The sequence below is a fragment of the Actinoallomurus purpureus genome (assembly GCF_024055795.1).
Lineage (GTDB): Bacteria > Actinomycetota > Actinomycetes > Streptosporangiales > Streptosporangiaceae > Actinoallomurus > Actinoallomurus purpureus.
This window is the reverse complement of record NZ_JAMXMY010000006.1, coordinates 275,632-288,628: the sequence shown is the minus strand read 5'-3', so window position 1 is coordinate 288,628 and position 12,997 is coordinate 275,632. Positions and strand designations below refer to the sequence as shown.

Genomic DNA, 12,997 nt, shown 5'->3' with positions numbered 1-12,997 from the left:
TCCGCAAAAAAGCGATCCTGGAGGATCAATGCGGCGAATTGCGACGGCGACCCTCGCAGCCGGCGTTCTCATCACGACCTTCGCCCTGACCACCACGCCCGCGGACGCGGCGGTCGGCTTCTGGCGCACGGTGGGACTGTCCGGCGTCGACGCCTTCGGCTACTACAACGCCGAAGCGACCAAGGTCACGCTGAACTTCGACCTCAAGGACACGAAGAAGGACGGCTACAGCGCCGCGCTCCGCTTCACCTTCACCGGCACGAAGAAGCAGAAGGACGACGTGCGAGTCGTCGCGCTCCAGGGCGACCGGGTCCAGGACAAGTGGCAGACGGTGTCGTCCACCCGGCTCAAGCACCTGTACGTCCAGGAGTGCCGGGGCACGTGGAGCAAGGGCACCTTCAAGACCAAGAAGTGCGCCGGCTGGCGCCAGCACTACTGATCGTTCCCCTCCGCATTGCGTCGAGGTCTCAGAGCAGCCATCCGGCAGCGGGCTTCTATTCGGCTTTGGCCAGACCGAGACCGGACCTGCGCCCGGGTGACCGGGCGCAGGTTTCGAGATCAGCCCTGCGGCGGCTTCGGCAGGGTGTGCCGCGTGAAAGCCGGTCCGTTCACTCGGAGCGCGCTTGAGGCCGTTGATGAGATCGTGTAGACGCTGGTCTGGTTGTCCGTGTTGCGCACGACGTAGGCCCAAGCAGGCCCGTTGCTGTCTGTGTAGGTGAAGAGAGTGGGGTCCGTGGCCCATGTCGCGGCGTCCCCATCGGGCTGGGCGATCTTCCAGTCACCGAACGCCCCAGATCCCTGTGCCGTCTCAGTCGAGAAGTAAATGTGACCGTCCGTACCTCGTGAGAGCGCCGTGACCTTTCCCGACTGTGGGCTGATAACGGCAGTGGGAGAGCCAGCGGCGGAGAAGCCACTGCCGCCTACCCCATCCCAAGTGCCAGGGAAGGCACCGCTGTCGGTCTGGATCTGAGTCACGATCCTGCCCGTGCCATCACGACCGAAGACTCGGAGCCGATATCCCGGATAAAGCACGACGGAGGGAGTACCCGAAAACCCGGAGCCGCCGAGCGCCGTCCACGCAGAGACCTTGTTGTTCTGGTAGGTCGCCAGGTTGATCGCCCCGTTCGCGTCGTACGCGGTCACGGCGACAGCCTGATTGGCGATTCCTGTGGTGGTGATGGGACCGCGCATCCCTGTTCCCCCGAGTATCCGCCATCCCATGAAATCGCCGTTGGGGCCATCCTGCGGCCGACACCACAATCGCCCGTCCGAGTCCAAGGCGAACATGACAAGCGAGTTATCTGTCAGACGTGCCACTGCGGGATGTGACTTCATGGCACCAGCGAGATCATCCCATGGCTTCCAATCCGAGCTGCCGGCTGCCGACTGAGTACGCAACCAGGCGTTGCTGGTCGTATTCTGGGCTGCCACCTGCACTCGGCCGTCCTGATTCTGCGCAAGCGCCGGTATCCCTGAGAACGCTTCGTTTCCCGACAAGGGCGCCCACTGAATCGACTCGAAGTTCGCCGGATCGGTCTGCCTGCCGTATATGAGCCGCCCGAGATTGTCGGTAAAGGCGTATTCAAGGGATCCCGCAGATGACTGCATCGCATTAGTTGCGGTATAGCTCTCTGCTGGATTAGACGGGGTTGCAATCGCCGCCCTCGATAGCTTGCAACCATCAGCGTCCGCAGTCGTCGGGTAGTCGGGTACTACAGTACCTCCGCTATCATTATCAGCGATCTTCTTTCCAGAATTCTTGTGCCACGTAGCAGTATCGGGCAGGAAACGGTACCAATAGACATCCCCAGCGCCATTGGCAGTCATTTGTATGGCATAAAGGACGTCACCACCCGGAGAGAATACATTACTGTACTTCTGCCATCCAGTACCTACCTGCTTACCCCTTTCCAACCATCGCTGGCTGTTGATGTCATATATGTAGCGCTGCAGCACTCCAGCCCCCGTGCGCGCATAGAGAACGCCGTTGCCGGCCGCAACGATCAGATTGAAAGAATCCCAGCCGTTATCGATCACCTTCCCTCGGACGGTCCACGCCTTCGCAGTTTCATCATAATGATAAATGCGCAGCTTGCCGGCGGCATCTACTGCATAAAAGTAGCCAGCAGAATCAGCGGTGACCTGATTATGGCGAGCCGCCTGAGAGTAGTAACTCCAGCCGGTGTCAATCTGCTGGCGAAGTGGAGTATCCCAATCAGAACCATTCAGACGGTAACGCCATAGGTTACCGTTGGGCTCTATCGCGTATACCCTCCCGTCCGCTCCCCCGAAGACGTGGCCATACTTCTGCCATCCACTCCCGTGATCGGCCGCGAAGGAAGAAAGAGTCCCTCCGTCCTCGGCATCCGCCTTTGAGTGGTCGTACTCCGAAAATATGCCATCCCCGATCGAGTAAAGCCTGACTTCAGTATCACAGGCGAAGTCTGAGGCATTTGCAGAGCTCGGATGCGTCAGAAGCGGGCCAATCAATGCGGCCATCGCAAGCGCGGTCGCCAAGGACCGCGGAGTGCCGCAATGCAGGCCGCCAAACTTTCTCTTCATGACTTAACTCCTCAAACGTGAGACACCGGATGGACGCGTCGAGAACGCAGGAACGACGGAGATGCATGCGTTTGGCCGCAGCTAAAAATTCTTAGCCCCGCTGCCGACAATAACAGGACGAGCCATTCGGGGTATGTCCGCTTTTGGCCAGCTCCATCTACGTAACCAGTGACAGGAAAAGCAACGGACATCGGTCCACGTCAGCACACATGCAGGGCATTCGGTTTACATCAACAGATGTGACGTAGGCCACATTCGACCTACCTGTTCGAGCAGCCTTACCTTGCGCATGGATGCAACTCGGGTTACGTTCCAGAACGTTTTGCGTCATAACAGGTTTACCGAAATTGTAATGCCTTGAATGCGATAAGTGTTGATGCTGCTCCAGCTGGGGGATCCTCGTGCGCGGTCGCTTCCACTCAGTCCCTTCGCTGCTACGGATTACCGGCCAGCCTTATGCATGGCTTCGGCTGACCGCCGCGATCATGGCGTTGCTCGTGGTAGTCGGGCCGGCGCAGATACCGGTGACGGTCGGACACGGTGTGCCGAGCCATCGCGCACCGCGGCAGATGTGGGGATCGGCAAAAAGACTGCCGCACCTGGTCGGCTCGCAACGGAATCGTCGCGAACCCCGAACCTTGCGATCGCGGTACCCGGTGACGCAGTCCATGCAGGCCCGATCGGTGCAGCCGAACGTCGCCTCTGTGGCTCGTGCGCAGGTCTCATCGTCCTCAACACCCGAGGCACAACGGTTCGCCACGGATCTCGCCACGGGTGACGTCCAGAGGGCCGACGGCACGCCGCAGCTCGTGGACGCAAACACACGGACCGTGATCAACCCGGACGGTTCGCAGACGACCGAGCTCTCTCCCGGCCCGATCAATTTTCGGCGAGCCGACGGGAGCTGGGCGCCGATCGACACCCACGTCACACCGGTAGGTGAGAGCGGCACCGCCCGTGGTGCTGGAGACAACGGAGACACCTCAACGCCCCCTGCGGGTTGGAGGAACACGGCCGACGCGGTGGACGTCCGGCTGGCGGCACAGGCCGGCTCGGCGGGAATGGTCCAGATCGGTGTGGACTCTGACCACGCGATCGCCTTCGGGCTGCAGGACTCAGCGAAGGCGCCTGGCACTGCGGGTGAGCAGAACGTCCTCTACCCGGATGTCAGGCCCGATACCGATCTGAAGCTCGACATCGCGCCTGGCGGCGTCAAAGAGACGATCGTGCTGCGCTCGGCCGACGCGCCCAGCAGCTTCGTGTTCCCCCTCCAGCTGGAGGGCCTTACCGCCCAAGTGACCGGTGGGCAGGTCATCTTCACCGACGCGGCAGGTCGCACCCGCGCCGTGATCCCGGCCGGCTCCATGACGGATTCCGGGGCGAAGCCGCAGACTTCCACGGGCGTGACCTATCGCGTCATCTCGTCCGGAGGGACTCCGGCGCTCCAGGTGACTGCTGATCCCGGATGGCTGCACGACAAGGCACGTACATATCCCGTCAAGATCGACCCGAGCGTCTTCACCTCGGTCGCGGGCTCCGGGATATCGGTCAGCGACAGTGGGGCCAGCAGCGGCGCGCAGGACCTGACCATCGGTGCCCGATCGGCCGCGTACCTGTCGTTCCCGCAGCTCGAAGAGAAGCTGAAGTACCACCGGATCTTCGGAGCGTGGCTCTCGCTGGTCAATTATGACTCGGCGACATGCCGGTCGCGGCCGGTCACGGTGAACCCGGTCACCGAGGCTTGGGCGGGGAAGTCTGGGCTGGCGTATCCGGGGCCGAACACGAGTTCGCCCGTTGCGCGCTCGTCTTTCTCCTATGGCTACATCGCGACCGGCTCCACCAAGTCGGCCTGCCCGCCGAAGAAGGCCCAGCTGATCGACCTCGGTAAGGGCGGCCGTGACCTGGTTCAGCGATGGGTCAACGGAGACCAGCCCGACTATGGGCTTTCGGTGCGCGACGGATCGTCCGACGGCCTCGGTTACAAGAAGTTCACCGGCTACGACACGGCGAACCCGCCGCGCTTGTTCGTCACGCACAGCGCGTACAACGCCTCCTACTCGATCACCGACCCCGTGCCGAACCCACCGGTCACCCAGGCCCAGAACGGCAAGATCAAGATCGCCGTCAAGAACCTGGGTGCGGAGACGTGGACGCCGAGCACCTACTACCTCGGGTACCGCGTCTACGACACCAAGGGCAAGATCGTCACTCAGCAGCGATCGGCCAACCTGACGCAGGACGTGGCGCGCGGCGCGAAGGTGAAGCTCGACGCGACGATCAAACCGCTGAAGCCCGGTACGTACTCGATCGACTTCACGATGGTCCACACCGGCGGCCCGGTGTTCATTGACGAGCAGGTTCCACCGGTCCGTCTGATCATCAAGATCATTGACATCCCGCCAGTGCTGCAGGGCCTGTATCCGGAGAACGGGTACCAGGCGCCCACGCTGACTCCCGAGCTGTGGGCTACGGCGGTGGACCTGGACGCCCCGACCGGCTCGACGCTGCAGTACAAGTTCGAAGTCTGCGAGCGCCAGCCCGATGGCAGCGCCGCCAACTGCTTCGACTCGGGCTATTCGACAGCCTGGGCGTGGACCGTGCCGGCCGGAAAGCTGTCATGGAGCAGGGCGTACCTTTGGCGTGTCTTCGTCAAGGACACCGGCAGCGAGGTGCCCTCACCTCGCGTGGCGCTGCTCGCCTCGGTGCCGCAGCCCGTGGTGACATCCAAGCTGGCCGACGCGACGCAGGACTCCCAAGGCCGGGACTTCAACCCACAGGTCGGTAACTACTCCTCCAGCGCGCTGGACGCGTCGGTCGCGTCTGTGGGGCCGGAACTGAGTGTGGAACGCACCTACAACAGCCTGGATCCGCGGCGTGATGCGGCCTTCGGTGCGGGCTGGTCGACGCGTTACGACATGAAGCTGGTCGAGGATCAGGACGGTTCCGGCAACGTCGTGGTCACCTATCCCGACGGTCGGCAAGTGAGATTCGGCAAGAACCCGGACGGCTCGTACGCTCCGCCGGATGGTCATCAGGCCATTCTGACCAGCGATTCGGCGAACTCCTGGAAGCTCGTCGACAAGACCGGCACCGCGTATCAGTTCTCCTACGGGCGGCTGAGCAAGATCAGCGATGCCGCCGGCCATTCGGTCACGCTCACGTACGACACGAGCAACGGAAAACTGAGCAAGGTCTCGGCGCAGCCGGGAACCCGGGCCCTGTCCTTCACCTGGAACGGCGGCCACGTCGCGACGGTCAGCACCGACCCGGTCAACGGCAAGGCCCTGACGTGGGTGTACACGTACAGCGGCGACCTGCTGAAGACGGTGTGCGCCCCGGGAAACCGATGCACCTCCTACGACTACGGCCAGGGCTCGCACTATCGGAGCGTCGTCCTGGATTCCCAGCCGGAGTCCTACTACCGCCTCGGGGAGGACGACGGTTCGGCCGCGAACAGCGAAATCGCGGTCAATCTGGGCAAGGACCGCGGCACCTACAAGAACGTGACCCTGGGCGCGACCGGCGCGATCACCGGGGTGAACGACACCGCTGGCACGTTCAACGGCAACACCTCCTACGTGGCGCTGCCGAACGGCGCGGTGAAGAAGAGCCGCGATCTCGCGGTCGAGGTCTGGTTCAAGACGATCGCCACCGGCCTGGGCGGTCCCCTGATCGGTTATCAGGACAAGTCACTGGACTCCACCTCCACCCTCGGGGTGCCCGCCCTGTACGTGGGCACGGACGGGAAGCTGCGCGGACAGTTCTGGAGCGGCGCGATCTCCCCGATCACTTCTCTCGTCGCGGTCAACGACGGCAAGTGGCACCACGCCGTGCTGTCCGCCATGGGATCGACCCAGAACCTGTACCTGGACGGGAAGTCGATCGGGACGCTGACGGGCCAGACCCCTGGGCACAGCACGTTGACCTACGACCAGATCGGCGCGGCGTACGCCACCACGCCCGGATCCTGGCCCGGTTGGGGCAGCAGCCCCAAGCGCTTCTTCGCCGGCACCATCGACGAGACCGCCATCTATCAGCATCCGCTCGGACCCGAGGCCGTCGCGGCGCACTACCGCGAGGCGCTGCGCACCTCCGACCAGGTCACCAAAGTGACGCTACCGAACGGAACCACCGCCGCCGAGATCGACTATGACACCGAGGCCGACCGCGTCTCGGAGTACACCGACCAAGACGGTGGAACCTGGAAGATCAAGAAACCGGTCGTCTACGGCGATGACACGAACCTCCGGCGGGCGGTCGAGGTCAGTGACCCGGCCGACCACCCGTACCTGTACGAGTACGACGCCCTGACCGGAGCCATGGTCCGGCTCGGGATGCCGACCGGCTTGGGCGCTCGTGACGACGAACCCTCCGACTCCCCGAGCCCGACCCCGTCGCCGACGTACACCTGCACCAGCCCAGACCCGGGCGACCCGACGTTCTGCACCACTCTGCCGCCCGGAACCGGCGACGAGCCGGACTTCGTCCGGCACGACCTGGACGGGATGGCGCTTCGCACCTACGACTATGACGACGACGGATACCTCTCCCTCGTCACCAACGAGAACGGCGACTCGATCAACTTCGGGTACGACCAGCGCGGCAACATCACGTCGCGTACGACCTGCCGGGCGAAAGGCGACTGCCACACCGCGTACTCCACCTACCCCGCCACGGTGACCAACCTCGCCGATCCGCGTAACGACCGGCCTCTCGAAACCCGGGACGCACGATCGACCAGCGCGACCGACAACCGCTACAAGACCGCCTACACCTACACCACCATGGGGAACCTGGCGACACAGGCCAACCCCGATGGCGGATTGATCAAGTACACCTATACGAACGGAACCGAGCCCGCCACAGGTGGCGGTCAGATGCCCGCGGGGTTGCTCCTCACCGCCGCCGACGCCCGGAGCGCCACGACGCGTTACGCCTACTACAGCAACGGCGACCTGGCTCAGATCACCGATCCGTCCGACCTGGTGACCAAGTACACCTACGACGAGCTCGGCCGGCGGGCCTCTCAGACGGTCGTGTCCGACAGCGTTCCCGGCGGAGCCACCACGTCCTACGGGTACGACGAGTTGTCACGGATGACCAGCGTCATCTACCCGGCGGCGAAGAACGCGGTGACCGGTACCGCCCAGCAGCTTCGGACCGACAGTGCCTATGACGACGACGGGAACCTCCTAAGGCTCCAGAGCAGCGACACGGCACCGGACGCCGTACCACGGGTCGCGACGTTCGACTACGACGATCACGACCGCGTCGAGAAGGTCACCGACCCGGAGGGGAACGAGACCGACTACGACTACGACAGGTCCGGCAACGTCACCGCGATGGTCGACGGGAACCAGAACCGGTACGAGTACCGCTACACCGCGCGGAACATGATCGCCGAAGTTCGGCTCCGGGACTACGACGGTGATCCGGATGGGGCTCCTGACACCGGTGACTACCTCGTCCTGCACTCCTACGCCTACGACTGGGCCGGCCGGCAGGTACGGGACACCGACGCGATGGGACGGGAGATCGATTACGCCTATTACGGCGACGACCTGCTCAAGAACGTCACCCTCAAGGGCTTCCACAACCCCGACGGGACGAAGCGTGACTACGTCCTCCAGGCCCTTGAGTACGACGGAGACGGAAACCCGGCCAAGGAGACCACGGGCAACGGTACGACGATCACCCAGAACGAATTCGATGAAAGCGGCCAGCTCAAGGCCACGACCCTCGACCCGGGCGGGCTGAACCGCCGCACCGCCTACGCCTACGACCATGCGGGGAACGTCACCCAGCTCGCCTGGTCCGGCCTGGCGTCCAACGTCACGTGGCCGATGCCGACCGCGGCGCAGACCGTCGGCTACGAATACGACGCGGCCGAACGCCTCAGCAAACAGACCGAGATCAACGGTACCGACACCCGCGTCACCACATACGGGTACGACCAGCGCGGCCTGACCACCTCGATCACCGATCCCCGCGGCAATGTGGCCGGAGCCGACAAGACCGCCTTCACCACCAACGTCGACTACGACGAGCTCGGACGTCCGGTGAAGACGACCGGGCCGCCCGTCGCGGCGGAGAGCAACGGCGGTGCACCCGGCACCGTCCGGCCCGAGAGCGTGACGGGCTACAGCGCGTTCGACGAGCAGACGGAAGCCAAAGACCCGCTCGGAAACATCAACCGGATCGAGTACGACAAACTCGGCCGGATCGTGAAGGCGACCGCGCCGTCCTACACGCCGCCTGGATCGACGACACCGCTCACGCCGACGACCCGGTTCAAGTACGACGCCCTCGGAAACACCACCGAGGTCATCGACCCGCGCGACAACACCAGCCGCTACACCTACGACCGGCTCAACCACGTGAGCGCGGCGGACGAACCGGCCAAGGACGACGACGACCGCGCCAAGACCCGCTACACCCACACGCGCACCGGACAGCTGCTATCGGTCACCGGTCCGCTCGGTGCCCGCCTCGAGGCGACGTACGACGATCTTGATCGCCAGGTCACCACGACCCAGGTGGAGCGCTACCCGAACGCGGAGAACTACATAACCCGCAACTCGTACGACGATGCGGACAACCTCGTCGGAACGGCCAGGCCGAGCGGGGCGACGGCCGTGAACGTCTACGACAAGGTCGGCGAGCTGACAAAGGCCACCGACCCGGCCGGAACCGTCGCCCAGTACGGCTACGACTTCGGGGGCAGGCAGGTCCGCGTCAGCGATGGTCTGGGGCGTACCACCCGATCGGATTACGACCTCTTCGGGCAGTTGGTCGATCAGGCGGACCTCGACCCGAAGGGCAACGAGCTTCGCAGGGCCAAGTACGCCTACGACCCCGCCGGGAACCCGACGGAGGCGACCGACGCCCTCCACCACACGACGACCTTTGGCTACGACGCCGCGAACCAACTGACCAGGCAAGTCGAGCCCGTCACCGACAACTCATCGATCACCACGACTTTCGGCTACGACGCCGCGGGCGATCGAACCCGCTTCACCGACGGGCGTGGTAATTCGACCGTCTACACGGTGAACAGCCTCGGACTACCCGAGGCGGTCATCGAGCCGGCCACCAGCGCGACCCCGAATGCGGCCGACCGAACCTGGACCGCCTCCTACGACAAGGCGGGGAACCCATTCAAGCTCACCGCACCTGGCGGCGTGACCCAGGAACGCACGTTCGACGCGAACGGGCGAGTGCTGCAGGAAACGGGTACCGGAGCGGAGGCACCGACCGCCGACCGGATCCGCAGCTACGACCAGGCCGGCCGCCTCACGGAGGTCAACGCCGGCAATGACAAGAACACCTACACCTACAACGACCGGGACCTGCTCCTCTCCGCTGACGGGCCATCCGGCAAGGCCGGCTACACGTACAACCCTGACGGACAGGTCACCAGCCGTACCGACGGCGCGGGAACCAGTTCCTTCGGCTACGCCAAGGGCCGTCTCAACGCCGCGCAAGACGGCATCACCGGCCTGACGCGAACGATCGGCTATGACGACGCCGGGCAGCTCGACCAGATCGACTACGGAGCGGGCCGGACGCTGACCGTCGGCTACGACGACCTGTCCCGCCCCAAGTCCGACACCCTGAAGAACGCGGCCGGGAACACCGTCGCGTCGGTGAGCTACGGCTACGACGACAACGACAACACGACGAGCAAGACCACCGTCGGAACCGCGGGCGCAGGCGAGAACACCTACACCTATGACCAGGCCAACCGGCTTACGTCCTGGAAACAGGGCGACAAGACCACCGCCTACGCCTGGGACGACTCCGGAAACCGCACCAAGGCCGGGGACCGATCGGCCACCTTCGACGAGCGCAATCGCCGTATCACCGACGGACCCGACGCCTACACCTACACCCCCCGCGGCACCGTCGCGTCCAAGACCACGGACGGGAAGCAAGAGAAGTTCGACTTCGACGCCTTCGACCGGCTCATCGCCGACGACGCCACCCATTACACATACGACGGGCTCGACCGGCCGGCCGATCGCAACGGCACTGCCTTCAGCTATGCCGGTCTCAGCGCCGCGCCCGTCACCGACGGCACCAGCCGATACGCGCGCGGCCCGGACGATGGGGTCCTGGCCACCGGACAGGGCAGTGACGCGCGTATCCCGCTGACGGACGACCACGGTGACCTGATCGGTGACTTCAGCCCGACGGCCGACCTCAACGCGCTCACCAGCTCAACCGCCTATGACCCGTTCGGGCAGGTGACCGCAGCGTCCGGGACGCGATCCAACCTCGGCTTCCAAGGCGCCTGGACCGACCCGGATACCGGCAACGTCAATATGGGCGCCCGCTGGTACGACCCAAGTCAGGGCAGCTTCAGCTCCCGTGACAGCTGGAGCCTCGACCCGAGCCCCGCTTCGGTCAGCGCGAACCGCTACACCTACGGCGACGGCGACCCGCTCGACAACAGCGATCCCACCGGCCATAACCCCTGCGATGCGCGGATGACCACGCTGAGCAGCGGCTGTGGCGATAACGGTGGTTACTGGTGCAGTAAATACGGGATCAGCTACCCCTGCAGCAGCACGCCCCCTTCCCCCTGCATGCTCATGAGCACCGACGGATGTGGTGGCGGCGGTGGAGGGGGCAACCCCGGCAGCGGAGGCGGCGGCTCGAACGGTGGATCAACGGGCGGCGGAGGCGGCCAGGTCCACAGGGGACCTTCGCCGGCCGAACTCGCAAGGCGCCGGACCGAGGCCGCCCGCCGCCAAGCGGCCTACGCCGCCAAGCACCACGCCTTCGGGATCAACAAGAAGGCCAGGCTCCCCCACTTCGCCGACCCGCGAGAGAAGGTATCCAAGAACCCCCGGCAGCCTGCCGCCAAGACGTCCCAGACGCACAACGTCGTACGCGATACATCGGCCTCACTGAACGCCATCCACGCCAACGCAGTGAAGGCCGCCGGACCTGTCGTTTCAAATCTGTCACTAGCATCACAGGCACCACCGGAGATCACTCCCACCAGCGCCATGGATAGTGGCTCTGGGTCGACTCCTGCTTCGGTTCCGTACTTCGACGGCGAGCCTCCGAGGTGGGCAAAAACCGACGTCCGACCATACAACGTTGAAAAACCATCAAGTAGAGATAGGGAAGTTCAAAGCAAGCTTGGGCTTGTCGTTGTGGGCGGGGTGGTATCAGGGAAGGCCCCTGCAGCCAGCTATCTACTCAATCATTGGCTGGACAACTCAGGGTCTCCAGTAGTGACCGACCCCAAGGCCCTTATGGCACGGAGCCCATCGATGAATTCCCTAGTTAAGAGCCTGGTCGAAGCACACAAGGGAGAGCTCGCCTTCGACACCGGATGGAAGAGTACTAGATTCAACGAAAGAGAAAATCTAGATCTGTATTATGCATTCAATGGATACCAGGTCCGAGTTAGCGGCGGCTCCTACTCCACAGACGGCAAGACGGTATACCAAACCTATAGAGTAGACTTCTACAAACGGTACAACTTTGGAACCAAGGAGGAGGGACGCCGGCCCGTAAACTTCCCCCTGGTAGGCCAGATACCACAGGAGGACATTTCCCACCTCCACACATCGGGAGTAGCACGCGACTTCGACGTGTATGGTTCGGTAACGATCACACGCCGCGTGGACGGTGTTGACCCGGGTTCAGTATATTGGCCATGGAGGTAAACTCTCTTGCGAAGCCGAGCTGCAACGAAGCATGCATCCCAAGTGATCACTTGGTTTTCAGTGCCACTCTGCCTAATCAGCTTCGCGGGAGCCTGCGGCTTTGGGAACGGACCCCTATCGGACAAGAACAGCGATCCGCGAGCACAGCCCGGCAGCGACCCTGGAATCAGCTTGGGACGCACGCTCTCGGATCACTCCATAGAATTGCCGAAAAGTGCGGGAAAGGTGAGATTCAAGACTCGCCACGACGGAAATGCCTACTGGCTGGAGTTGACGTTCAGTCTCCACTGCAGCGAGTCATCACAATTCGCCTACCAGAGCCGACTAGCGAAGCGCCCTGGAAATACGGACGATGACATACTGGGATTGAACGAACTCGATCAAGCAGCCAATGAGTTTAAAATCCCTCCGCCAACGAGCGCGCCCCACACGCTCTATCGCGATGCTCACAGATCCGCTGCCGTCATCCCGCTCGGTAAAGACGAATGTCGAGCTTTGGTTTCCGCTCAATAGCTCCGGATTGGCCCCGGCCATATAGACGATGCCGAGAAGGATGGCCGTGCCGGGTCGGCCAATCCTCATTCGCGCCACTCCTACCGAATGACCGTCGGCGACGACATTCGCTGCGGATTAACCGGAGCATTGGGCGCGCCCAAGCTCCAGCATGCTCCGTGACGCGGTGCGAGCCATGGCCACCCATGTGCCTGGATGACCGCGTGTGTCAACTGCTCCGGGTCTGTCGCCTCGACCAG

Annotated in this window: 3 protein-coding genes; 2 read left to right on the top strand and 1 reads right to left on the bottom strand. The window is 63.7% G+C overall.

Annotated features, from left to right (window positions below):
• Positions 1-28 precede the first annotated feature (28 nt).
• Positions 29-439, top strand: coding sequence for a hypothetical protein (locus NE236_RS14430; RefSeq protein ID WP_252842457.1), 411 nt, complete (start codon positions 29-31; stop codon positions 437-439).
• 119 nt (positions 440-558) lie between these two features.
• On the opposite strand, the gene NE236_RS14425 is transcribed toward NE236_RS14430, so the two are convergent.
• Positions 559-2,562 carry a tachylectin-related carbohydrate-binding protein gene (locus NE236_RS14425; RefSeq protein WP_252842456.1) on the bottom strand — a complete coding sequence of 668 codons (2,004 nt, stop codon included), beginning with the start codon at positions 2,560-2,562 and terminating at the stop codon, positions 559-561.
• An 809-nt stretch (positions 2,563-3,371) separates the two neighbouring features.
• On the opposite strand from NE236_RS14425, the gene NE236_RS14420 reads away from it, so the two are divergent.
• Entirely contained in the window at positions 3,372-12,245 is an 8,874-nt protein-coding gene (locus NE236_RS14420) for a LamG-like jellyroll fold domain-containing protein (RefSeq protein ID WP_252842455.1), read from the top strand.
• The last annotated feature ends 752 nt before the right edge of the window (positions 12,246-12,997 follow it).